Consider the following 24,532-nt stretch of genomic DNA (forward strand, 5'->3'; position numbering starts at 1 on the left):
AACGGTGGGAATTTGACCTTAGTCGAGCTCGTATTTGGTCTCGTAGTTCTCTTTCAGGGACGGATCCTGATCTTCTTTGCGCAACAGGCAGTTCCCGATTGCAAGAACCTCGATATCCGTGCCCATGAAACAACGGAACGCATCGGTTGGCGTGCATACGATCGGTTCGCCCCGCACATTGAACGAGGTGTTCACAACCAGAGAACAACCCGTCAGCTCTTTGAACCGTGAAATCAGCGCGTGATACTGCGGGTTGGTCTGTTCGTGCACTGTCTGAATGCGGGCTGAATAGTCCACATGGGTCACTGCAGGAATCTCGGACCGTTTGACATTCAGCTTTTCGATCCCGAACAGCGCATTCTCCTCATCCGTCATCTGGCGGCGAATACGATCCTGAACATCAGCGACGATCAGCATATAAGGGCTATCGCCGTCCAGCTCGAACCATTCAGCGACATCCTCGCGCAAGACCGACGGAGCAAACGGGCGAAAGCTCTCGCGGTACTTGACCTTGAGGTTCAGCGTTTTCTGCATGGATTCAGATCGCGGGTCACCCAGAATTGACCGAGCCCCAAGGGCGCGCGGACCAAATTCCATCCGACCCTGGAACCAACCGACTGCCTTGCCATCTGCGAGCGCCTGAGCTGTTTCACCGATCATCTCGCCGTTCTCATAAGTCGTGAACTTCGCCCCGACTTCGGTCAGCTCGCGCGCGATGTCGCCATCTTCATACTTTGGCCCCAGATAGGCGCCGCGCATCTGATCGCCTTGCTCAACCTTGCGGGGTTTTTTCAGCTCCTGATGCCAGGCCGCATAAGCGGCACCCAATGCGCCACCGGCATCGCCGGCTGCAGGCTGAACCCAAAGGTTATCAAACGCGCCGTCGCGCAGGATCTTACCGTTGGCAACACAGTTCAGAGCGACACCGCCCGCCATACACAGATTGCGAATGCCGTGTTCACGCGCCAGATCGCGTGTGATGCGCAGCATGATCTCCTCGGTCACCGCCTGTACTGAGGCAGCGATATCCATGTGGAATTGCGTCAGTTGGTCGGTTTCAGGCTTTCGCACCGGATGGCCGAACAAATCCTCCAACGCCTTGCTGGTCATGGTCAGACCGCTGGTATAGTTGAAGTACTTCTGGTTCAGGCGGAACGACCCATCCTCTTTCAGATCAACCAGATGCTCAAGGATCAGATCCTTGTATTTCGGGTCACCATAAGGGGCGAGGCCCATGACCTTGTATTCGCCCGAATTGACCTTGAACCCCGTATAATAGGTGAACGCCGAATAAAGCAGCCCCAGCGAATGCGGGAAATGCAGCTCTTTCAACATGGTCAATTCATTGCCACGTCCAACACCTACCGTGGTCGTGGCCCATTCACCCACGCCATCAACGGTCAACACGATCGCCTCTTCGAATGGCGACGGATAAAAGGCGCTTGCCGCATGGCTGACATGGTGTTCAGCGAACAGCAGTTTATCGACCGTGAAATCCGGATCCATCTTTCGCAACTGCTTGGCCAACAGGTCCTTGAGAAACAGCTTCTCTCGCAACCAGACAGGCATGGCCATCCGGAAAGAATTGAACCCTTTTGGCGCAACCGCGATATAAGTTTCTATCAATCGTTCGAATTTCAGAAACGGTTTGTCGTAGAAGACAACATTATCAACTTCAGCGAGTGAAATGCCTGATTCTTGCAGAACATACTCAATCGCAAGTTCCGGAAATCCAGGGTCGTGTTTCCGTCGAGAAAACCGCTCTTCCTGAGCGGCGGCGACAATTTCGCCGTCACGCAGGAGGGCTGCTGCGCTGTCATGATACAGCGCAGATATTCCTAAAATATACGTCATGGTATCAGAACAGTGTGTAAATGAATGGTGCTACGGCCGAACCCTGGCTGATAACGATCAAGCCACCAAAGACGCCCAGAACAATGAGAATTGGTAACAGCCAGAATTTTTTCCTGACTTTCATAAACGACCAGATTTCCGAAACAAAGGTCATGTCTGGTACCCCCTATCTTAAAACTGTTGTTTCATACTGCCGGGCTGATCATCGCGCTCAACCCAGTAACTCTTCTTGGAACTATCTGTTTTTACAGACAAAAGATCTTTTCCCAAAATCCGCACCGCAATGCCGAATGGCACAAAAGTCGTAATGAAAACCAAAAACATTACGATTGGGGCGACAATCGCCCCAAGCAACATGCCGAACTTGAACCACAGCCTGTTCGGCACCCGAAGTACATGTGGCGCAAAGAAGGTAATCGCGAGAATTACTGCCGCGATGGCCAGAGGAATCCAGCGAACATCGCCACCTCCCCAAACCGGCCAAAAAGCTATGATCAGAAAAACTGCTGTAAAGACGTAGCCAAAGCCTCGCTCTGACCCGATTTCGACATCAACATTTGCGTGATGATCTGCCATTGAACACAACCAAACTAACTCAACAAGAAAACTGACGATAAGATAGCATTAAAAATAGTCGACGCAAATGCTTTGAGGTCAGTTCACGCCCTCTGTCCGACACCTGACGGACCGGTTTGCGCATTACATTTGCCACTGGCTCAAGTCGGACTGTAACACCTGAGCAATTCATCCAACTGAATTCCCGGCACAAATGCATAAAGCCATTGCAGCGGACCATCGTTTCACCTCTGATACGCCCATGACATTGCCCACGATTGCATCAGAGCGTGATGGAGACAGCACACGCATAAGGATTTCAGGCGAAATGCTGACGCAATCCCTGAGTGCTGTGGAATCCGCCTTTGAGAACATTCAGCCAAACGGCGGTGACGTGACAGTAGATATGTCAGAAGTCGAGGCGCTGGATACCGGCGGAGCTTGGCTGATCGCCAACATGTCACGCCGATATACTGAGGCAGGTGCCAAGCTGGCGTTTCATGGTCTGGATCCAGCCTACTCTGCGCTAATCGACACCGTATCGCAGAACATTCCCAAAGAGGTCGGCACCGCTGAACCCCCACGAGGCTTTGTTAATTGGGTCGAACATATCGGCGAGAAAACTGTCGGAGCCTGGCGCGACACCCTCTCGATCCTTGGATTTCTGGGGCTTACGCTACACCGGTTGTTCCGCACTGCTATCATGCCCTGGCGCCTGCGCCGCGCCGCGCTGGTTTCCCAAATGGAAGAAGTCGGATTTAAAGCGCTGCCCATCGTCAGTCTGATGGGTTTTCTGATCGGTGTGGTTCTGGCGTTTCAGGGCGCTACACAATTGAAACAGTTCGGTGCCGAGATTTTCGTGGTCGAGCTGATCTCGATCTCGGTGCTTCGTGAGCTTGGCATTCTGTTGACCGCAATCATTGTCGCGGGCCGATCCGGTTCGGCCTTCACCGCGTCGATCGGTTCGATGAAGGTGCAGGAAGAAATAGATGCAATGCGAACGCTTGGGCTGGACCCAATCGAGGTTCTGGTTATCCCGCGCGTCCTGGCCCTGCTTATCATGCTGCCAATACTCGGGTTTGTGGCTGATATGGCCGGTCTGATCGGCGGCGCATTGATGAGTTGGATCGATTTGGGCGTGAGCCCCGGTATGTTTATCACCCGGCTCAAAGAGAACACGGGCGTCTGGCAGTTGGCCGTCGGCATGATCAAGGCTCCGTTTTTTGCACTGGTCATTGGCGTCATTGCCTGCTGGCAGGCCATGCAGGTCAAAGGTTCGGCCGAAAGCGTCGGCCAAAGGACAACGGCATCCGTCGTACAGTCCATCTTTATGGTGATCGCCATCGACGCCCTGTTTTCAATCTTCTTCTCAGAAGTTGGGGTCTGACATGGACGGCTCGACCCAGCAGAATCCTGTACATGCGGACGCGCAGCGCGAGGCTGTTATCCGCGTTCGGAATCTGACCAACCGATTTGGTCCGCAGGTCGTGCATGACAACCTGAACCTCGACGTTTGGCGGGGCGAGGTTCTGGGTATCGTTGGTGGTTCGGGTACGGGCAAGTCAGTTCTGCTGCGCACGATCGTGGGGTTGAACAAACCCGCCTCCGGCAGCATCGAAGTTCTTGGCGTCGATGTGCTGAACGGCCCCGAGGAAGACCGGCGGCGCATTGAAAAACACTGGGGCGTCGCCTTTCAGGATGGTGCGCTGTTCTCATCCCTGACTGTTTTGCAGAACGTGATGGCACCGCTGCGCGAGCACACCAAGCTCAGCGAAAGCCTGATGCAGTCTTTGGGCGGCCTCAAGATCAGTCTTGTTGGCCTGCCTCAGTTGAGCTGCGGTAAGTTTCCCTCGGAACTGTCCGGGGGTATGCGAAAGCGCGCAGCATTGGCCCGCGCCTTGGCACTGGACCCGGAAATCGTGTTTCTGGACGAACCTACCGCTGGTTTGGATCCGATCGGTGCAGCTGCCTATGATGAGCTGATTGGAGAGCTTCAACATGCGCTTGGACTGACTGTTTTCATGGTCACGCATGACCTGGACAGCCTGTATGCCATTTGCGACAGAGTCGCAGTACTTGCAGAAAAACGCGTCCTGGTTGAAGGTCCGATTGAAGAAATGACCAAGGTAGATCATCCTTGGGTACAAGAATATTTCACCGGCCCCCGCGCTCGTGCGGCGCAAAAGAAGGGGTAGGGACAGGTAGAGGCGATGGAAACCCGAGCGAACTACATCCTTATCGGCGCGTTCACCCTTGCGGGTATTCTCTGCGCATTTGGCTTTTTCCTGTGGTTGGCCAAATTCGAAGTGAACCGCCAATACGCTTATTATGATGTGTTGTTCGACAATGTCTCGGGCCTGTCGGCCGCGGGTGGTGTCAGCTACAATGGCTTGCCGGTCGGTCAGGTCATATCTCTGCGGCTGGACGATGACGATGCGTCCAAGGTTAGGGTACGGATCGAGGTCGACGCAGACATCCCGGTTACCGAAGACACAATCGCGCAACTGCAATCTCTTGGTGTGACGGGCGTGAGCTATGTCGAGCTTTCTGGCGGTGCACCAAACGCCAAACGTCTACCCGAAGACAGTGTCATCAAAAGTAAACGCAGCGCCATTCAATCCCTGTTCGAAGGCGCACCCAAGGTGTTGGATGAAGCGATCACCCTTCTGCAGGATCTGAATTCCATCGTGGACGACAAGAACCGCAAGGCCGTGTCTGACATTCTGGATAATCTGGCGTCGGCATCGGGGCGGCTGGACAAAACGCTTTCTGATTTCGAAACACTGTCCGGAGACCTTGGTGGTGCCGCAAAAGAGATCGGAGCATTCACCAAGCGGCTTGATCAGTTGGCCGATACGGCAGAAACCACGCTGACAACCGGGACCGATACGCTCAAGAGCATCAAGACAGCCGCAGAGTCCGCTAAAGGGGCATTGGATGGCGCCAAAGAAACGCTGGCCACAGCGGATCGTGTCATCCAGCAGGATGTACGCCCATTCATAGAGCGGGCATCAAACCTTGCTGAACATCTGACGGTGTTGTCCGAAGAAGGCAGCGTTACCCTTGCTACGGTTACAGAGACATTCCTGAACGCAAACAAGACGCTCGGGTCGATCACATCGGCCATGGAAACTGCCAAGGCCACCCTTACATCCGCCGAGCGGGCCTTTGATTCAGCCAACCGTGTCATGGATGAGGATGTGTCCGCTGTCGTTGCAGATATTCGTCGGGCGGCGGATCAGGTTGCGACCACCGTTTCGAATGTCACCGACAAGATCGACAAAATATCCACTGACATCCTGAGCGCATCGAAATCCGCATCGGAACTGTTGGGAACCATCGATGGGATCGTTCAGGAAAACCGTCGGCAGGTTTCCGATTTCCTGCGGGTCGGGTTGCCACAATTCGTCCGCTTCGTCGAGGAATCGCAGCGGTTGGTGATTGGCCTCGATCGTCTGGTGGACAAGATAGAACGTGATCCCGCACGCTTTCTGCTGGGCACTCAAGCATCGGAGTTTCGCCAATGATTAGGCCCTTTCTACTGACACTGGCGATAGCTTCGCTTAGCGGGTGCGCTGGCTTGGGAACCCTGAAGCAGGCGTCGAAACCCAACGACCTGTATTTGCTGACACCCAAAAGCACGTTTTCATCTTCGCTTCCGCGTATTCGAAAACAGATAGTGGTGGAGGAACCGACAGCGACGGCTGCGGTCAACACCGATCAGATCGCGATCCAGCCAACGCCGCTGCAGGTGCAATATCTGCCGCGCGCACGCTGGGTGGACCGTGCGCCACTTATCGTTCAGTCCCTGTTGGTAGAAAGCTATGAGAACAGCAACAAAGTAGCTGCAGTCGGCAAATCCACCGTTGGACTACGTGCAGACTATCTCGTTGTTCCAGATTTGCGTGAGTTCCAGGGGATCGTGATTGCTCAAGACGGGAACTCAAGAAAGATCCAGATCGAGGTTCGCCTGAACATCAAAATCATCGACGAATTTGAAGACCAGATCATTGCCTCCAGTTCGTTCGAAGAAAAAGTTGTATCGGCAAGTGAAAAGACGCCCGATCTGGTCAGAGCGTTTGATCTGGCACTGGGTCGGACAATGCGGGATGCAGTCGAGTGGAGTGTACGCAAGATCAACACGCACGCGGCCAACAATCCAAGACCATCCATCAACTAGTACAGATGTAGCGCGGCTGCCGCCTGAGCGGCAGCCAATGAGAATTATTGCGAGAGCGTCTCTGCCAAGCGCATCAGGGTGACGGCCTCAGCCCGATAGCCAAACGGATCAGTACCTTTGGACTCGTTGGCCAGGGCGATTGCATCGTCATAGGACCATTCGCCAAGATACTCTCCCCCCCGCAGCAATTGCCCAAACCCGGCAATCGCGTAGGAAAAGCGAACATCATCGTTCGATATCCCCTGCCCCAATAGTATTGGCTGTTCAATCAGTTGACTATCCGTTGCCCCGGGTGATTTGTAACGCAGCTTGAGATACCCAAGCTCCTCTGATCCCTCGGGTGCCGTTTCGGTCGCATAACGCAGGGGACCATTGCGGATTGCATCCGAACCAACTGGCGTCACTTCGTAAATTGCGGTGACAGAATGGCCGGCGCCGATATCACCCGCATCAACCTTGTCATTCGAGAAATCCTCACGTCGCAAAGCACGGGTTTCATATCCGATCAGACGATATTCCGCGATCTGGGCTGGATTGAACTCGACCTGAATTTTCACGTCATTGGCAATCGGAAACAAAGCACCGGTTAGCTGATCAACCAGAACCTTCCGCGCCTCTCCCAATGTGTCGATATAGGCGGCTTGACCGTTACCATGCTGCGCCAGCGCCTGCATCGTGGCGTCATCCAGATTACCGCGACCAAAGCCCAGAACGCTGAGGAATGTACCGCTGTCACGCTTTTTCGCGATGAAGTCTTCAAGCGCATCGGGGTTTGAGAGTCCGACGTTGAAATCACCATCCGTCGCCAGAATGACCCGCGTCACTTCCCCGTCCGATGCCATACCTTCAGCCACCTGATAGGCTTGCTGCAAGCCTGCCTGACCAGCGGTCGAGCCTCCGGCCTCAAGCTGTTCCAGGGCTGACAGGATCTTAGTGCGTTCAGATGCTGATGTCGGTTCCAGCACCTGACCTGCGCTGCCGGCGTAGGTCACGATCGAGACCTGATCCTCGGGCCGCAACTCGGACAACAACAGGCGGAACGATTGCTTGAGCAGGGACAGCTTGTTTGCGTCCTGCATCGAGCCTGAGGTGTCGATCAGGAAGACCAGATTCAGCGGCGGCCGATGATCAATCTCGGGCATTGCACCCTGAATGCCGATGTGAACAAGCTGTGTTCCTTCATTCCAGGGTGTCGGTGTCACGGAGATCGTTGGCCTGAACGGCACATCCCCTTCGGGCGCCGGATAGGAATAGGGAAAATAGTTCACCATTTCTTCGACCCGAACCGCGTCTTTCGGAGGCAGATGGCCACTCATCAGCGAGGACCGGACGATCGAGTAAGATGCCGTATCAACATCGATAGAAAACGTGGAAACCGGATCTTCGACCGTCACTTTCAATGGATTGGTTTCGCCGTTGGAGAAAGCTTCGGTATTTTGCTCAGGCGCTTTGCTCGGTTCGACCACGCCCCCCAGCAAACCGGCGGTGGCCCCACCTTGCGCCGCAAATCCTTGCACCCGTTTGGAAGATGGCGCTATCGCCTCTTCAACTGCAACCGGGGCTTCAACAACGGGTTCTTCCAGCGTTGCTGATGACAGTTCATCTGCAAAGTCAGTCTCGGAAGGCAAAGCCGACTCCTGAGGTGCGGCCACCCTGTTTTCAGTCCGGGCTGTTGGATTCACCACGATATCCCGCGTCTGCGGGACAATCATAACAAGGGCAACCGCGGCAATTGCAGTTGTCGCAGCCAGTGCGCCACGATGTGAGAGGGCATTCAACATGGATTTCGCTCCTTCTGTCATGCGGGCCAAAAAGCCTCGCTTGACAGTGGGACGCGTCCCGACGCGCGATCCTTGGATTTGGGCAAAACTTTTCTGCGCCATATCCAAATTTTCGGACCGACGTTTGGCATCAGGCGCGGGTATTGCCGCATCCATCAGGGTTTTCAGATCATCGAGCTCATCACTCATTGGCAAGCTCCTCTTGTTTCATGGCACGTAGGCGTTTGCGAACCTCGGATAAACGCCAGGACACCGTACCTTCTGACACGCCCAGGACATTTGCTGCCTGTGCGTGTGTCATGTCATCCTCCAATGTCAGCGCCAGCGTTTCACGCAACTCGTCCGGAAGGGAGTTCATTGCCTGCTGCAGCCAGTTCATCGCCTCGGTCGCCTCTGCCGCATCTGCCCTTCGCATCTGTTCAACATCGCCCCACCCCGTTGCGGCCCGAGCCCGGCTGGCCTGTCGCCGACGCGCATCTTCAGCAGCGTTGACGACGACACGGTAGAGCCATGTTGTGAATTTGGCCTGCGCTCGGAACCCTGCGATCTTGGCAGGTAAGGCCGCACAGATGTCCTGTGTCAGATCCTCGGCTGCTTCTGCCCGTCCCGTTAACCGAAAGGCCAACCGAAACATGCGATCATAGTGACGCGCAAGCAGGGTGGCGAACGCATCCGCGTCACCACCAGCAGCAGCCTTGGCCAGGTCTTCATCCGAAGTCATCATTCGCATCTCGAACAGTAAGACGCAGGCCAATCCCCGATCCTTGGCACAGGGCGAAATTTTTTCTTCGACTTAACTCAGAAATGGCTGGCCGTAGCTTTCTGCCAGTCCGCAGCGTAGAGTTCGGGAACCGCATCCCCCAGCAAAGCCCCGTCCTCGATAAAGCTATATATCTCAGCGTATGAGCGTTCCCGTTCATCCGCCGTGCGACGGCGTATATCGGATGGACGCAGATCGGATACTTTCTCTTTACCCATAGCCCCCAGAATTTCACGAAAGCTTTCCAGCGTTGCGTCATGAAAACGGTGCACCCGCTTGCGTTTCTGGGGAACATTCACCGCGCGACCCCGGATCGGGTCTTGCGTTGCTACGCCAGAAGGGCAGCGGTTGGTGTTGCAATGCAAGGCCTGAATGCAGCCCACAGCAAACATCATGGCGCGAGCCGCGTTACACATATCGGCACCCAATGCGAATTTCTCGATCATGTCATAGCCGGTTGCGACCTTGCCAGAACAGATCACCCTGATTTTGTCACGCAGACCCACCCCTCGCAGGCAGTTGTTGACGAAAATCAAAGCCTCGTTCAGCGGCACACCCAGACGGTTGGTGAATTCAACAGGTGCAGCCCCTGTGCCGCCTTCAGCTCCATCAACGGTGATGAAATCGGGCAAGATACCCGTTTCCAGCATCGCCTTGCAGATCGCCATGAACTCGGACTGGTTACCAATGCAAAGCTTGAACCCGACGGGCTTGCCACCGGACATTTCCCGCAGATGCTGGACAAAGTGTATCAGACCTGTAGGGCCCTCAAACGCAGAGTGGATTGGCGGCGAGATTACATCCTGATGCGCTGGTACGCCCCGGATTTCGGCAATTTCTTCATCTACCTTGGCTGCAGGTAATACCCCGCCATGAGATGGCTTGGCCCCCTGCGACAGCTTGATCTCAATGGCCTTTACGACGTCTTTCTTGGCTTTTTCCGCGAACTTGTCCTTGTCAAAACCCCCATCGGGTCGGCGGCATCCAAAGTAGCCAGTGCCAATCTGCCAGATGATATCGCCACCTTCAGCCAGGTGATGCGGCGAAAGCCCGCCTTCGCCGGTGTTATGAGCAAAACCTCCGTCTTTGGCCCCACCATTCAGCGCCTTGATGGCATTTGCGCTGAGCGCTCCGAAGCTCATTGCTGAGACGTTCAGGCGCGAAGCGTTATAAGGTTTTTCGCACTGTGGACCGCCCAGCATGATGCGTTCTTCGGATTCCGGCACATCCTTGGGCGCAAGCGAATGGTTCGCCCGATGATAGCCGACGGTCATGATGTCGTACTGAGTGCCAAAAGCCTGCGTATCCACCTGCCCCTTTGCCCGCGAATAGACAAGCGCGCGAACGATCCTGTTGAACGGGCGGCCGCTTTCGTTGGTTTCCACAAAATATTGCCGGATTTCGGGGCTTACAAATTCCAGCATGTAGCGAAAGTGGCCCAGAACAGGGTAGTTATTCAGCACGTTGTGCTTGGTGGTCAGCATGTCATAGAGCCCGACCACGGCATATGGGATCAAAATGATCAGCAACCAATGAGCGGGCGGCCAGTAGAGCCCCAATATCAATGTCAGAGGCAGCACCACATAGGTCACCGCGTAGTAAATTCTGCGTACAATCATTTTGTTCTCCCTAGGTGACGCTGATCAGAGCGTGGCCTTGAGTTCCTTGACCCAGTTATCCCATTGTGCATGGTCGCCTTTGGCCAACAGGATGCCCTCTTTCAGTTTGGACATGCCAAATCCCCAGGCCATCTTGCTGTCGATATGCGGCGGCATCACCAACTCTCCGGGGGTTACCATGGCGTCGATGATAAAGGGCTTGGTGCTGGCCTTGGCTTGTGCGATCGCATCTTTGATATCGGCCGCGTGTTCGACCCGAACACCGTCACCGCCACAAACCTTGGCGTATTCTGCAAAGTCTGGGTTCACGAGATCAGTCGCGGCCGGGTTCAGGGGGTAGCCTGACACCTCCATCTCCATCTTCACGAAACCCAGTGTCTGGTTGTTGAACACGATCACCTTGATCGGCCAGTCATAGCGAACAGCCGTCACAAAATCCTGCATCGACATGCCAAACCCGCCGTCCCCGCAAAACGTCCAGACTTCACGGCCCGGATCAAGTGCCGCAGCCCCCAGTGCGGAAGGCAGGCCCGAGCCTAAGGAGGAGTGGTTGAATGATCCCACCATCCGGCGTTCGCCCTGCATCCGTGTCTGCCGCGCAACCCAGACTGTGCATTCACCAATATCCATGGCAAACACCGCATCATCAGAGGCCTGGTTGGAAATCTCTCGCGCAAACAACTGCGGATGCAGCGGTTCGGCATCCCGTTCCAGACTGGCATCCTTGTCCTGCTGCTTCAGCCATTTGGTGCACAGCTTGACCTGATGATCGGCAAACTTGCGATCTGCCTTGGCATCTACCTTTGGCAACAACAGATCCAGCGTCGCCCCAACATCCCCCAACAAGCCCGAAGCTATTGGCGCACGGCGGCCCAGATGTTCAACATTTCGATCGATCTGAATGATTTTGGCCTTTTCCGGCAGGAACCATTCATAGGGGAAATCTGTCCCCAACATGACAAGCACATCGCAGTCACGAACGGCATGATAACCACCCGGATTGCCGATTAAGCCGGTCATCCCGACAACATTCGGGTCGTCATAGTCGAAGATGTCTTTGCCTTTTAGAGAATGCGCAATCGGTGCGTTCAACTTTTCGGACAGCGCAAGAACCTTGTCTTTTGCGTCGCGACATCCGACACCGGCAAACAGGGCGACTTTTTTGCCTGCGTTGATGAGTTCGGCGGCACGATCAATTTCACATGCAGGCGGGATCAGGATTGAGGGGTGTTTGAGGATCGGATGGAACTGATGCAGGCTGGGTACCTGTTGTTCTGAAACATCAATCGGCAGTTCGATCCGCACCACCTCGCGATTGATCAGTGCGCGTTGAACCGCAATCTGTGCCAGACGGGGCATCTGATCCGGAGTATGGATCACGGCCTGAAAACCGCAGACATCCTCGAAAACCTTTTCGAGATTGACCTCCTGATGGTAACCAGTGCCGCGTTCGCGATGTGCGATCTGACCGGTAATGGCCACGACTCCGGCCCCCTCGCGCCGCGCGTTGTAAAGACCGTTGATCAGGTGCAACGCCCCCGGCCCCACTGTACCGGCACAAATCCCGATGCCTCCCGTCAGATGAGATTGGGCATAGGCCGCATAGGCCGCGTTCTCTTCATGCCGGACGCCAATCCACTCGAACCGATCATCGCTGCGCATCACCTCGAGCAGCGGATTGAGCGCATCCCCGGTTACGCCGAAGATCTGTCGCCCCCCTGCATCCGCCAGAATGTCCAGCAACACTTTGCAAACAGAATTGGATGTCATGACCTGCCCTCTGGTAGCGGACCCTGCGGTGCCGTTTCGATACCAATCGTGGAGTATCTTGGGGTAGAATTGCAAGAGTTTGAACCGGTTACGACCATAGCAAGCGGATTCGTGAACGCTCGTCAGCTGGTCGATCCTGACCCGGAACGGTTGATCCGGGTTCAGGCAGACGATATGCCAAAGGCAACTTGAGGCTGAGCAAGGTTTTCATCAGTGGCAAAAACGGCAACTGCATTTAGGGAACGCGCCTTGATGTATACGTCCGTTTTTGTGGGCGGCGCAGCAGGTTCGTTGTTGCGCGAAGCGTTCTCTCTTGAAATTCCCGGCGCCCCGTTTCTGACCGCCACTTTCGGCATCAACATAGTGGCCTGTTTCATTCTGGGATGGCTTTATGCGATCCGGCACAAGGTTCATGCACATGTCTTGCATCTGGGTGCAGTGGGGTTTTGTGGTGGGTTGTCCACCTTTTCATCGTTTGTAGCTGAGCTTGAGCGTATTGCCGAAACCAATGGCTGGGCTGTGATCATCGCGCTGGCCGCCGAGATCATGGTGGGTCTCGCTGCCGCTATGCTTGGTGAAGCCATCGGCCGTACATTTCATTCCGAACGGCCACCCGAATGAACGATCTGTATCTACATACGATGTTTGGCCTCGGCGGCGGGCTGGGAGCGGTGTTGCGACACTGGATCGCGCTTCGAGTGACGCATGACCTGCCCTTTTCCACCCTTATCGTGAATGTCCTTGGCAGTCTGCTGCTTGGGGTTTGGATCGGTTATCTCGGTGGGCCGGTCGAGATGGGCGAAGAGCAAAAGCGTCTTGTCTTTGGCTTCTGTGGCGGGTTCACGACATTCTCCAGCTTCGCTTATCAATCACTTCAACTACACCGGGAACGCACCATAGCGCTGGCCGCAGGCAACATTCTTCTCAGTCTTGCGCTGTGTTGGGTTGCCCTGTGGCTCGGCCTGTTCCTGATGCGTTAATGCGCGTGAACTGTGGCTTGTGTGCCCGGCTTTGGCGCCTTGCAAAAGAACAACAGCGGTATCGTCGCCAGCGCCAACAAACCCAGATTATTGAACACTGTCAGATATGAGATCAGCTCAGCCTGACGGGATATTTCCTGACCCAGAATGGCCGCGCCCTGAGCACTGTCAGGCGTCAAACCAAGCGGCTCCAGATAGGCCTGCGCTGCCGGATTGTAGGGCGTCACATTCTGGCTGAGGTTGGCCGTGTTCGTCTGCAATCCGCGCACGACCCAGGTTCCGACCAGCGCGATGCCAACCGAAGAGCCAAGTTGACGTGTTACATTGAACAATCCCGACGCCTCGTCCTGTCGACGCTGGCTGATGCTTTCGAAAGCGAGGATCGAAAGGGGAACAAAGACCAGCCCCATGCCTAGGCCACTGACCGCACCGGGCCATGCCAATTGCCAGAATCCCGCGTTCAGATTGAGCATACCCAGCATGAAGTTTCCGATTGCCGTCAGCAAAAGGCCCAGACCTGCCAGCACGCGAGGGTCAAAACGAGTTACCAAAACTGAACCCGTGACAACCATCGAAGCCCCGGCTGCGATACCGCGCGGAATGAACAGATGCCCGGATTCGATAACGGGATAGTCCAGCAGGCTCTGAACAAAGGTCGGCAGGATTGCGATGCCACCGAACAGGGATACAGCAAAACCGGCAATGATCAGATTGGACAGGGCAAAGTTGCGATCTGCAAACAGGCGCAGATCAACGATCGCACCCTTTTTCGTCACGGCATGGATAATGAACCCAAGCGTTCCGAGAAGCGAAGCGATGACGGCCACCTGAATGACCCGAGACGACAACCAGTCTTTGGTCTCACCCTGATCGAGCACGAATTGCAGACAGCCGATGCCAATTGCGAGCATGGCCAGACCCGCCCAGTCGATTTTTACATCTTCGGTTTCATCATCGGGCAACTCACCGGCCAGCAACAACAGCGCCATCGCCGCAACGGGCAGATTTACGAAGAATACCATGCGCCACGAAAAATATTCAGTCAGAATGGCACCCACCGTCGGGCCAAGGACTGGCGCAACAACAACGCCAAGACCAAAAACTGCCATCGCCTGACCACGTTTTTCGCGCGGGAACGCATCGAACAGAATGGATTGCGACAGCGGTATCAGAAAGGCGCCAAACATGCCCTGGGCCAGACGGAACACCACGATGGTCTCAAGGCTCCACGACAGACCGCACATCACGGACATTGTCGCAAATCCTGTCACCGCAGTCAGGATCAAACGCCGCCGCCCAACGCGCCGAGCCACAAACCCGGTGAGCGGCATGATCACGACGGCGGAAACGATATAGCTGGTCAGGATCCACGTCGCCTGATCAGTGGTTGCCCCAAAAGCAGCCTGAATATGGGGAAGCGCAACATTGACGATGGTGCTGTCCAGCACCTCGAGCATAGCACTGAGTACAACGGCGACCACGATGACCGGGTTAACCCGGCCAGCGGCGGCACCTGCCATTGTCATTGCGATGCCTTGGGTGTCACGGTGGTATCGACGGTCACTTTGCTGCTGCCGCCGACGCGCAGCGGTGCATCCGTCGGATCAAGCTCGACCCTGACCGGGAAACGCCGGGTGACTTTGACCCAATTGCCGCTGGAATTCTCGGATGGCAGAAGTGAGAACGTATCACCCGACCCGCGTCCGATCGAGGCCACCGTGCCCGTCAGCTGTATGCCTGGAAGCATATCGATCTCGATCTTCACAGGCTGACCGGGGCGAATACGCGGCAGGGATGTTTCCTTGAAGTTTGCATCGACCCACCAATCCGATGACTCGACGATGGAAAACTGCGGCGAGTTTGCCGATACCGACGATCCGGGACGCAAGGTCAGATTGGCAACCCAGCCATCGGCTGCGGCATAGACTTTGGTCCATGCCAGATCGGCTTGTGCAATCTCCAACTGGGCCTGCGACGACAGAATGTCATCCTGCTTGGCTGCCAGACCGCTCTCCAGTGCCAGCAGGCTGGATTTGCTTGTGGTCAGGCGCGCTGATGCCTGTGCAAAGGCCGAGGTGGTCTGATCCAGAGAGGCCTGTGCAATATCTCCTGTCGAGAACAGCGCTTTGGCGCGTTCCAGATTATTCTGTGCAGTATCAAATGCCGATTGCGCGCTATCAACTTCGGCTTCTGCCGACGGAAGCTGGGTTGCAAAGGATTTTGCCTGTTGTTCGGCGCTGTCCAGATCGGCTTTGGCCTGATCGACAGACGCACGGAACTGCGTTTCGTCGATGGTGAACAAAAGGTCCCCAGTTTTGACCTTTTGGTTTTCGACCACTGACACCTCGGCGACCTGCCCGGTCACCTGCGCGGCAACATTGATTATGTTGGCGCCGACATAGGCATCCTTGGTTGATGGATATCTCTCTTCATGCCTCCAAAACAGGACAAGGCCGATTGCGATAGCAACAAGCATGGCGACAACCGCTACAGCTTTGAGAGATTTCATGCGCCTGTATCCTTTAATCTTGTGCGCGATCGGTCACATCACGTGCATGTGCATCCGAATGGCCAGATTGCCCAATATCCAGACTGTGCCAAGAATGATGATCAGTAGAACCATTGTCGAGAACAGCACAAGGTCGAGATCTTCGCGACTGCTACGGCGCCGGTCGATGTGCAGGAAATACACAAGCTGGACGATTAGCTGCGCAAGGCCCAGCAATCCAATCGTCAGGTATACCCCTTTTGTTTCGATGCCAAAGTAGTAGGCAATCGCAAAAACGGCCAGTGTCAGCAGCAGAGAACCGCCATAACCGATGACATAACGACGGCGTTCACGGCGGTGCATCTCGGTACGCTTATCCATAGGTCAGCCCTCCGAAATAGACGATGGTAATGATGCCGATCCAGATCAGATCCAGGAAGTGCCAGAACAGCGCCAGTCGCATCACGCGCGAAATCACGAGGTCCGTCATACCCATGACCCTGAGCTGAATGCCAAGCACAATCAGCCAGAGGCAGCCCGCAGCGACATGCAGCCCATGCAGGGGAACCAGACCATAAAATGCGGATAGAAAACCGCTGCGCTGTGGTATTCCCCCCTGTTCAGCCATCGCCATGAAATCGCGGACTTCCAGCACCAGAAAGCTGATCCCAAGTACAAGGGTTACCCCAAACCACAGCACGATCCGGGCGCGCGGCAGATTGTATTTCAGCGCCAGCATGGCAAGCCCGACCGTCAGGCTGCTGGTCAGAAGGATCAGGGTCTGGGCGAATATGCTCTTCAGATCGAACAGTTCATGTGGCCCCGGCCCGCCCGCCTGCGCGTCTATCATCGTAATGTAGATCGCGAACATCAGTCCGAAATAGACCAGATCGCTCATCAAGAAGACCCAGAAGCCGAAGGTAACAACCTCACTCGACTTGTGGGCGCTGGCATGATCTTCACCCAGGTTCAGACCGGGATAGCTGTGGGATGGCGCTCGTCTCATGTTACGGCCTCCAGATCAGGACGGGCCAGTCCGCGGTTTTCAGGGGCAGTTTCGTGATCACGGTCCACTGCGACCGCACTGTGAACGATCGCCAGCCAGGCTTCGTGTTCTTTGCGCACTTGTTCGGCCGTGATGACCTCTTCTGTGTCTGTATCAAAGCTCCAGACGATGATCGACAGAATGATCAGCACGGTCATTAACGCAGCCAGCCACCAGATCCACCAGACTAGGGCGAACATCCAGATCCCACTGACTACACACAGTATGAAGCCGATCGACGTATTGCGCGGCATCACGATGTCTTCGTATTCGTCTGGCGTTGGATAGGCGTCACCGCGCTCCTTTGCTGTGGCAAAGTTATCACGATCAGTGACATTGGGAATGATGGCGAAGTTATACGGAGGCGGCGGTGCCGGGATCGACCATTCCAGCGTCCGTGCATCCCAAGGATCACCCACTGGCACACGGGTCTTTTCGCGGTCGCGGATACTGACCCAAAGCTGCACCAATACCGACAATAGTGCGGCAAGGATAACCAACGCACCAAGAACGGCAACGATCATATAGGGATGGAAACTGGGGTCTTCCCAGCTGTAGGAACGGCGCGGCATACCCATCAGGCCGACAAAGTACAGTGGCAGGAAGGTCAGCATGAAGCCGACGGTCCAAAGCACCACGGTCACCCTGCCCCAGAACTCGTTCAGGCGGAAACCGAAAGCCTTTGGGAACCAATAGTTGTATCCGGCAAGCAAACCGAACAGCACGCCCGGCAGCAGCACATTGTGGAAATGCGCGACAAGGAACAGGGTGTTGTGAACTTGATAATCAACGGTCGGGTTGGCTAGGATCACGCCGCTCAGCCCGCCAATGACGAACAGCATCAGGAAGGCCAAACCATACAGCATCGGAACCGAGAACCGGATGCGTCCACGCCACAGCGTCGCCATCCAGTCGTAGACCTTCACACCAGTCGGAATGGCGATCAACATGGTAGCAATACCGAATACTGCGTTGATCAGAGCGCTTTGGCCCATGGTGAAAAAGTGATGCAGCCAGACAGTAAATGACAGCACCGCAATGGACATGGTGGCTATGACCAGCGAGTTGTACCCGTAAAGCCGTTTCGCCGAGAACGTGGCGAAGACCTCGGAATAGATACCATATGCTGGCAGCACCAGCAGATAGACCTCTGGGTGCCCGAACAACCAGAACAGGTTGGCATAGTTCATCATGTTGCCGCCAAGGTCGTTGGTGAAAAAGTGGAAATCCAAGTAACGGTCGGCGGCAAGCAAAAGCGCGGCAACCCCAAGCGGCGGCATGGCAAAGATGATCAGGATCGAGCTGCAGATGATCGTCCAGCAATACATCGGCAGCCGCATGAACTTCATCCCCGGCGCGCGTAGCTTGTAAATCGTGACCGCAAAGTTGATGCCCGTCAGCGTCGTTCCGATACCCGAGACGACAATGGCCCAAATCCAGTAGTCAGGCCCGACGCCCGGATTGAAGGCTGCACCCGTATAGGGCGGATAGGCTGTCCAGCCACCGGTCGAGAACTCGCCCACAACCAGAGATACCATAAGCATCATGCCAGCAGAGACGGTCAGGCCCAGACTGATCTGGTTCATCACTGGAAAGGCGACATCCCGCGCCCCGATCATCAACGGCACCAGAAAGTTTGCCACACCGAACACAAAAGGCACCGCGACAAAGAAGATCATGATCGTGCCGTGGGTGCTGAACAATTCGGCAAAATGCTCGGCCTCGAGGAACCCGTCACCCGGACCCGCCGCTTGCTGCGCGCGCATGACCACACCCTCAAGCACACCACGTGCCAGCATCACGATTGCAAATACAATGTACATGATACCGATTTTCTTGTGATCGGCGCTGGTTAGCCAGTTTCGCCAGAGCGGTCCCCAAAGTCGGAACCATGTCAGCAGACCCAAAACGGCCACAACGCCAACGATCACTATGCCAGCAGCAGCATTGGCGACGATTTCATTCGTATTGGGGTTCTGGATAAGCCCCGCAATCGGGAATGCGTCCCAGTTCAGACGACCAAAGAAACCGCTATCGGTGGATGTCATTGGCTCGCCTCCTGACCAAATTCGGTCGTGCCGGGTTGCTGATCCAGCGGCAATGCCTTGCCGCTATGGTATCGGTGCAGGATCGTGTGGAACAGATCGCCGTCGTCCAATTTGAAGTAGAGAGCATTCTCTGGCATCTGCGTGGTTCCCAGCGCGGCCTGCACCTCATCCCGATCCGTGCGCATGGCTAGGGTCTGATAGGTCGTCGGATCCAGAAGAATGCCATTGCCGCGTACCTTCTCGACCCAGGCATCGAACTCATCCGGCTGCATCGCGACTGTCTGGAACTTTTGCTTGGTAAAGCCGCGGCCGTTGTATTGTGTGTTCTCACCCTGCATCGTTTCGGGCTGATCTGCCACCACATGCAGCTGAGTTGTCATACCCGGCATGGCATAGATCTGACCTGCCAGAGCGGGAATCATGAAGGATTGCATCACGGTATCGGTCGTCAGTGTCATCGCCACCTGCTGTTTGACCGGTATACCCAGCTCACCCACGCTGGCGATGCCGAGATCGGGATAGATGAACAACCATTTCCAATCCAGGCCTACGACCTGCACTCTCAAAGCCGGTTCATCACCGAAGGGCGCAGCATAAGGGTCCAGCCGATGTGTCGCTTTCCATAAGTAGAAGGAAAGAATGGCGACGATCACGACCGGAACGCCCCACATCAGGAACTCGAGCTTTGCCGAGAAATCCCAATCGGGCCGGTAGGCCGCGGTGCCACCCTTGCGGCGACGGTATCGCAGAGCAATGAGCGGGACGAGCAGCAGAACGGGAATAACAGCAATCAGGATCAAGCCCGTTGCCCGCAACAAATGCGTTTTCTGGACTGCTGCGATCGGACCCTGTGGGTCCATGAAACTGTCACTCGCTCCGGCCACCTGCGCCGAAGCAAACAAAACTGCGATTGCCGCCAGTATTGGCACTGACGCAAGGGACAACCTGAAAATGCTCACGCCCACCCGTCCTTTCATGCCCTCGATTCCGTCCAACTATCGGCAAAGTCATGAAATTTCTCAAGGTTTTTTCCAAACCGGCGATTGTCAGGGCCACCGGGCATTCAACCGCTGGCTTGATCGAACAACCAGCCTGTTGACTTGCCTCTTAAGGCAGGCGAGACCGGTTCATGATGCGTATATTTCTTTTGCTCCTTAGCCTGACCTTGTTTGGCACCAATGTTGCCGCACAAAATCGGGCGGCGGTTGAACAACAGTTTCAGAACTGGCTGCAACAAGAGGTCTGGCCTAAAGCCCGCGCCAAAGGCGTTTCTCGTCAGACTATGAACCAGGCCTTTGCTGGCGTCACGCTGAACTGGGATCTTCCCGACCTGGTGCCACCGGGCACCAAAGCCAGAACACCCAAAAAACAGCGTCAAGCCGAGTTCGGATCACCGGGGAAATACTTCAATGCCGGGTCAGTTCAGGGTGCAACATCGGTTGGCCGCAAAATGGCTGCACGTCATGCGGCGACTTTGGCCCGTATCGAGGCACAAACCGGGGTTCCGGGACGTATCATTCTGGCCGTTTGGGGACGTGAAAGCGGTTATGGGCAGGTCGCAATCCGTCATGATGCATTCCAGGTCCTTGGCACCAAGGGCTTCATGAGTACTCGGTCAGATTACTTTACCGATGAGCTGATCGCCGCGCTGCAAATCGCGGAAGCGGGGCATGTTTCAGGCAGGGCCATGAAAAGCAGCTGGGCCGGTGCCTTGGGGCAGCCACAGTTCATGCCATCGAGTTTTCTAAACTTTGCTGCAGATGGCAATGGCGACGGACGCGCGGACATCTGGGGGTCGACCGATGATACGCTCGCATCGATTGGCAATTATCTGGCCCGGCACGGTTGGGTCGCAAGCCGCGACTGGGGCTTCGAGGTTTCAGTACCACAATCTGTATCCTGCGCGTTGGAAGGCCCCGATCAGGGGCGGCCAATTCGGGACTGGGCGGCGATGGGTATCGCGCGAACCTCGGGCAAACCGTTTCCACCTCATGAACTGTCCGGTGAAGGATATCTCATGATGCCCGCCGGGCGAAATGGCCCTGCCTTTATCGTCACGCCGAATTTCTACGTTCTCAAAGACTACAATATGAGCGACCTCTATGCTCTGTTCGTGGGCCATGTTGGGGACCGCATTCAGTATGGGATGGGCAACTTCAGCAGTGGCTGGGGTAAAGTCGGTGGATTGTACCGATCTGATGTCGCCAGCATGCAACGTGCACTTGAGCAGCAGGGGCATGATGTGGGCGGAGCAGACGGGCTTCCCGGTTTTAAAACCCGACGTTCGATCGGCAGGTGGCAAGAGGCGACCGGTCAGGCACCCACGTGCTTTCCTGAAAGCCGCATGAAGTCACAACTCAAGCCCTGAAACACTCATCTTCGATGCACTCCTGCGCGCAGTAGCGAGTCGTAAAACCGACCAGCGATTCGGTTGATTTTGGGCTTTGGAGCCTCGGAAAACAAACGTTCTGGACTTAGGTTTTCCCTGCAAAAGACTCGGGCCATCACAAAAATATCACGATGACACTGCCCCGCCTCAGAAAATTTCGAGCACCCCCCGGCTTTGGGTTTCTTTCTACCTTTGGTTGCTCAAATGACTGACCAAGCCTTTATCCCCTGCCCAAATAATGCCACGTTCTGCAGCAGTGAAAGTCGACTTTCGCAACCACCTCACCGACTGCAATCAAGAAAGCTGCGACGCAGTGTTCCTTGCGAATTGGCAAAACCAAAATCGAATTGAACTGAGTCCCAGCGGACGTCGGACAAATCAGGCTGCCGGATGCCACCCCCTTTTCAGAGTGCAATTCTGGCGCCGACAAATGGGAGCAACAACATGAATAAGTACATTCGAAACTCGCTGGCGGGGCTGCTGTCCTCGACCATGATCGCAGGTGCCGCCTTTGCTGCAGGTACCCATCCGGAAACCGGTGAGCCGCTGGCCGACGACCAGACCTTTATCTACCGCGTTCTTGATGAGCACAGCTCGGTCGATCCGCAGGTTGTCGAAGATACCGATGGCGCCGATATCGTCCGTGACCTATTCGAAGGCCTGATGAACCAAGACGAAAACGGCAACCTCGTTCCCGGGGTAGCGACAGACTTTACCGTCAACGATACCAAAGACGTCTACACCTTTACCCTGCGCGACAATGCCAAATGGTCAAATGGTGATCCGGTAACCGCAGGCGATTTTGTATACGCGTGGAAACGTGCCGTCGATCCCGCGCTGTCTTCTCCTTACGCGTGGTTCATGGAACTGATGTCGATTGAAAATGCGGCAGCAATCATTGCCGGTGAAAAGCCGGTTGACGAGCTGGGCGTCAAAGCAATCGACGATCAAACGCTGGAAGTGAGACTGAGCGCACCCCTGCCCTACTTCCCGCAGATGACCACACATTCGACCACATTCCCGGCCCCGCAGAAGGTGATCGAAGAGTTCGGCGATGCCTGGACCAAACCCGGTAACATTGTATCGAATGGCGCTTATGTTCTGACCGAGCACCTGCCGCAGGAGCGTTCGGTTCGTGAGCGCAACGAAATGTACTGGGATAACGAGAACACCATCCTCGACAAAGTCGTTGCCCTGGTCATCAATGATGAGAACGTTGCCCTGACCCGCTATCTGGCAGGTGAACTGGACCGTACCGATGTTCCCGCAGGTCAGTTCCCGCGTCTGAGCAAAGAATATCCTGACGAAGCGATCAGCTATCCACGTCTGTGCAACTATTACTATACGTTCAACCTGTCCGAAGGTGGCCCCGAGGCGTTCAAGGATCCGAACGTCCGTCAGGCCCTGTCCCTGGCCGTTGACCGTAAGATCATCACCGAGAACATCATGGCTGGCGGTCAGCCGCAGGCCTACACTTTCGCACCCGAAGCGACAGCAGGCTTTGACGTTCCGGAGGTGGAAATGGCGTCGATGTCGCAAGCCGAGCGTGACGAACTGGCCAAAGAACTGCTGGCTGCGGCGGGCTACGGTCCTGACAACCCACTGACCTTCTCGATGGTCTACAACACCTCAGAGGCGCACAAGAAAGTCGCCGTAGCGCTGAGCCAGATGTGGAAACAGAAGCTGGGTGCCAACGTCGAACTCGCCAACATGGAGTGGAAGATCTTCCTGGAAGAGCGCGGCAACCAGAACTTCGATCTGGCACGTGGCGCATGGTGTGGCGACTATAACGAAGCATCCACCTTCCTCGATCTGCTGCAGTCGGATTCCGGCTACAACGACGGCAAGTACAACAACGCTCGCGTTGATGAGCTGCTGGCCGAAGCAAAGACAGCAGATGATGCAGCACCTCTGTACACTGAGGTCGAGCGTATCATCGCGCAAGAAACCCCTGTCATTCCGATCTATCATTATGCTGGCGTCTACATGATGGATAGCGACCTGGGGAACTGGCCGATCAATAACGTAGAGCAGAACTGGTATTCCAAGAACCTCTACAAGATCGCCGAATAATCATCCTAAATCGTGCTTTGCCCCGGAACCCTATCCGGGGCAAAGCCAATAATGGGGGCATGGAATGCTTGCCTATATCATCCGGCGATTGCTGATCGCCGTTCCAACGATCCTTTTGCTGATCGTTGCCAGTTTCTTTTTAATGCACTTCGCGCCAGGTGGACCCTTCACCTCGGAACGGCCACTGCCGCCGGCGGTTCTGGCCAATATCGAGGCGCGGTACGGGTTGGATCAGCCGCTGTGGAAGCAGCTCTGGGATTACCTGTACAACATCGTCGTGCATTTCGATTTCGGCCCGTCCTTCAAGTTTAAGGACCGCGACGTAAATGACATCATCGCGCAGGGTTTCCCGATCTCGCTGACCTACGGCTCGCTGTCGTTTCTTGTTGCTACTTTTGTCGGTGTCAGCCTTGGGATTGCTGCTGCCATCAAGCACAATAGCTGGATCGACTATTTTGCCGTTGGTCTGGGCATCGCGGCACAAGCACTGCCGAACTTCATCATGGGTCCGATCCTGATCCTGACATTTACCCTGTGGCTGGGATGGCTGCCGGGTGGTGGCTGGAATGGCGGTCAATGGCCCTATCTGATCATGCCCGTGATTGCGCTGGCGACGTCTTACATGGGATCAATCGCCCGGATCACGCGATCGTCGATGCTGGAAGTTCTGAACTCGAACTTCATCCGCACCGCCCGCGCAAAAGGTCTGCCGACAAGAACTGTGATCTGGCGCCATGCACTGAAGCCAACTTTGCTGCCAGTCGTATCCTATCTGGGTCCGGTCTTTGTCTACGTTCTGACCGGCTCGGTCTTTGTCGACATCTACTTCTCGACCGGCGGATTGGGACAGGCCTATGTGGGATCTGCTCTGTCTCGCGACTATGCCGTGCTGTTGGGGGTTACGATCCTCTACGGCGTTCTGACCGTTTTCGTGAACCTTCTGACCGACCTGGCCTATGCCTGGTTCGATCCGAAAATCCGTTACTGAGG

Annotated in this window: 22 protein-coding genes; 9 read left to right on the forward strand and 13 right to left on the reverse strand. The window is 55.5% G+C overall.

Going from position 1 to position 24,532, the window contains the following annotated elements; genetic code table 11:
* Nucleotides 1-18: 18 nt before the first annotated feature.
* The 3 genes from E1297_RS40430 to E1297_RS40440 are packed head-to-tail and all read right to left on the reverse strand — an operon-like array spanning nt 19 to nt 2,430.
* Nucleotides 19-1,854 (reverse strand): carbamoyltransferase, encoded by a 1,836-nt coding sequence (locus E1297_RS40430; RefSeq protein WP_155148364.1) that lies wholly within the window; start codon nt 1,852-1,854, stop codon nt 19-21.
* Between the two features lie 4 nt (nt 1,855-1,858).
* Nucleotides 1,859-2,008, reverse strand: coding sequence for a DUF5989 family protein (locus tag E1297_RS50560; RefSeq protein ID WP_155148366.1), 150 nt, complete (start codon nt 2,006-2,008; stop codon nt 1,859-1,861).
* A gap of 17 nt (nt 2,009-2,025) precedes the next feature.
* On the reverse strand, nt 2,026-2,430 hold the full coding sequence (locus tag E1297_RS40440) for an SxtJ family membrane protein (RefSeq protein WP_155148368.1): 405 nt from the start codon (nt 2,428-2,430) through the stop codon (nt 2,026-2,028).
* 241 nt (nt 2,431-2,671) lie between these two features.
* Between E1297_RS40440 and E1297_RS40445 the strand changes: the two genes are divergently transcribed.
* Genes E1297_RS40445 through E1297_RS40460 form a run of 4 tightly spaced genes read left to right on the forward strand, consistent with a single transcriptional unit; the run spans nt 2,672 to nt 6,589 of the window.
* Nucleotides 2,672-3,796 carry an MlaE family lipid ABC transporter permease subunit gene (locus E1297_RS40445; RefSeq protein WP_155148370.1) on the forward strand — a complete coding sequence of 375 codons (1,125 nt, stop codon included), beginning with the start codon at nt 2,672-2,674 and terminating at the stop codon, nt 3,794-3,796.
* A gap of 1 nt (nt 3,797) precedes the next feature.
* Entirely contained in the window at nt 3,798-4,604 is an 807-nt protein-coding gene (locus tag E1297_RS40450) for an ABC transporter ATP-binding protein (protein WP_155148372.1), read from the forward strand.
* A gap of 15 nt (nt 4,605-4,619) precedes the next feature.
* Nucleotides 4,620-5,936, forward strand: coding sequence for an MlaD family protein (locus tag E1297_RS40455; protein ID WP_155148374.1), 1,317 nt, complete (start codon nt 4,620-4,622; stop codon nt 5,934-5,936).
* The gene (locus E1297_RS40460) at nt 5,933-6,589 is read left to right on the forward strand and encodes an ABC-type transport auxiliary lipoprotein family protein (protein ID WP_155148376.1); all 657 of its coding nucleotides are present in this window, start codon (nt 5,933-5,935) and stop codon (nt 6,587-6,589) included. The genes E1297_RS40455 and E1297_RS40460 overlap by 4 nt, the downstream gene beginning before the upstream one ends.
* Nucleotides 6,590-6,633: 44 nt before the next feature.
* Here E1297_RS40460 and E1297_RS40465 read toward each other — a convergent pair whose 3' ends face one another.
* The 4 genes from E1297_RS40465 to E1297_RS40480 form a co-directional block, all read right to left on the reverse strand.
* Nucleotides 6,634-8,559, reverse strand: coding sequence for a VWA domain-containing protein (locus tag E1297_RS40465; protein WP_155148378.1), 1,926 nt, complete (start codon nt 8,557-8,559; stop codon nt 6,634-6,636).
* A complete protein-coding gene (locus E1297_RS40470) occupies nt 8,552-9,094 on the reverse strand; it encodes an RNA polymerase sigma factor (protein ID WP_155148380.1) in 543 nt (180 codons plus the stop codon). The genes E1297_RS40465 and E1297_RS40470 overlap by 8 nt, the downstream gene beginning before the upstream one ends.
* Nucleotides 9,095-9,168: 74 nt before the next feature.
* On the reverse strand, nt 9,169-10,749 hold the full coding sequence (locus tag E1297_RS40475) for an FMN-binding glutamate synthase family protein (protein ID WP_155148382.1): 1,581 nt from the start codon (nt 10,747-10,749) through the stop codon (nt 9,169-9,171).
* A gap of 24 nt (nt 10,750-10,773) precedes the next feature.
* Complete coding sequence (locus E1297_RS40480) at nt 10,774-12,519, reverse strand: thiamine pyrophosphate-dependent enzyme (protein ID WP_155148384.1); 1,746 nt, start codon at nt 12,517-12,519, stop codon at nt 10,774-10,776.
* Between the two features lie 252 nt (nt 12,520-12,771).
* Between E1297_RS40480 and E1297_RS40485 the strand changes: the two genes are divergently transcribed.
* Both E1297_RS40485 and E1297_RS40490 read left to right on the forward strand, forming a co-directional pair.
* Nucleotides 12,772-13,140, forward strand: a complete 369-nt coding sequence (locus E1297_RS40485) for a CrcB family protein (RefSeq protein WP_155148386.1) — start codon at nt 12,772-12,774, stop codon at nt 13,138-13,140.
* A complete protein-coding gene (locus E1297_RS40490) occupies nt 13,137-13,499 on the forward strand; it encodes a CrcB family protein (RefSeq protein ID WP_155148388.1) in 363 nt (120 codons plus the stop codon). Before E1297_RS40485 ends, E1297_RS40490 begins: the two co-directional genes overlap by 4 nt.
* Here the strand turns inward: E1297_RS40490 and E1297_RS40495 are convergent.
* From E1297_RS40495 to E1297_RS50890, 6 genes are read right to left on the reverse strand one after another with little or no spacing between them, the layout of a single operon-like run.
* On the reverse strand, nt 13,496-15,025 hold the full coding sequence (locus tag E1297_RS40495) for a DHA2 family efflux MFS transporter permease subunit (RefSeq protein ID WP_155148390.1): 1,530 nt from the start codon (nt 15,023-15,025) through the stop codon (nt 13,496-13,498). The two genes, E1297_RS40490 and E1297_RS40495, sit on opposite strands and share 4 nt — an antisense overlap.
* Nucleotides 15,022-16,008, reverse strand: coding sequence for an HlyD family secretion protein (locus tag E1297_RS40500; RefSeq protein WP_155148393.1), 987 nt, complete (start codon nt 16,006-16,008; stop codon nt 15,022-15,024). Before E1297_RS40500 ends, E1297_RS40495 begins: the two co-directional genes overlap by 4 nt.
* Nucleotides 16,009-16,041: 33 nt before the next feature.
* On the reverse strand, nt 16,042-16,368 hold the full coding sequence (locus tag E1297_RS40505) for a cytochrome o ubiquinol/quinol oxidase subunit IV (RefSeq protein WP_209016293.1): 327 nt from the start codon (nt 16,366-16,368) through the stop codon (nt 16,042-16,044).
* Nucleotides 16,361-16,993 carry a cytochrome c oxidase subunit 3 gene (locus E1297_RS40510; protein WP_155148395.1) on the reverse strand — a complete coding sequence of 211 codons (633 nt, stop codon included), beginning with the start codon at nt 16,991-16,993 and terminating at the stop codon, nt 16,361-16,363. The genes E1297_RS40505 and E1297_RS40510 overlap by 8 nt, the downstream gene beginning before the upstream one ends.
* Nucleotides 16,990-19,080, reverse strand: coding sequence for a cbb3-type cytochrome c oxidase subunit I (locus E1297_RS40515; protein WP_155148397.1), 2,091 nt, complete (start codon nt 19,078-19,080; stop codon nt 16,990-16,992). Before E1297_RS40515 ends, E1297_RS40510 begins: the two co-directional genes overlap by 4 nt.
* Complete coding sequence (locus tag E1297_RS50890) at nt 19,077-20,039, reverse strand: cytochrome ubiquinol oxidase subunit II (protein ID WP_209016294.1); 963 nt, start codon at nt 20,037-20,039, stop codon at nt 19,077-19,079. Before E1297_RS50890 ends, E1297_RS40515 begins: the two co-directional genes overlap by 4 nt.
* Nucleotides 20,040-20,209: 170 nt before the next feature.
* Between E1297_RS50890 and E1297_RS40525 the strand changes: the two genes are divergently transcribed.
* The 3 genes from E1297_RS40525 (at nt 20,210) to oppB (ending at nt 24,530) form a co-directional block, all read left to right on the forward strand.
* Complete coding sequence (locus E1297_RS40525) at nt 20,210-21,448, forward strand: lytic murein transglycosylase (protein WP_209016295.1); 1,239 nt, start codon at nt 20,210-20,212, stop codon at nt 21,446-21,448.
* 465 nt (nt 21,449-21,913) lie between these two features.
* On the forward strand, nt 21,914-23,542 hold the full coding sequence (locus E1297_RS40530) for a peptide ABC transporter substrate-binding protein (protein ID WP_155148400.1): 1,629 nt from the start codon (nt 21,914-21,916) through the stop codon (nt 23,540-23,542).
* A gap of 64 nt (nt 23,543-23,606) precedes the next feature.
* Nucleotides 23,607-24,530, forward strand: coding sequence for an oligopeptide ABC transporter permease OppB (gene oppB / locus E1297_RS40535; protein ID WP_155148402.1), 924 nt, complete (start codon nt 23,607-23,609; stop codon nt 24,528-24,530).
* Nucleotides 24,531-24,532 lie beyond the last annotated feature (2 nt).

Source organism: Roseibium sp. RKSG952 (assembly GCF_009711355.1).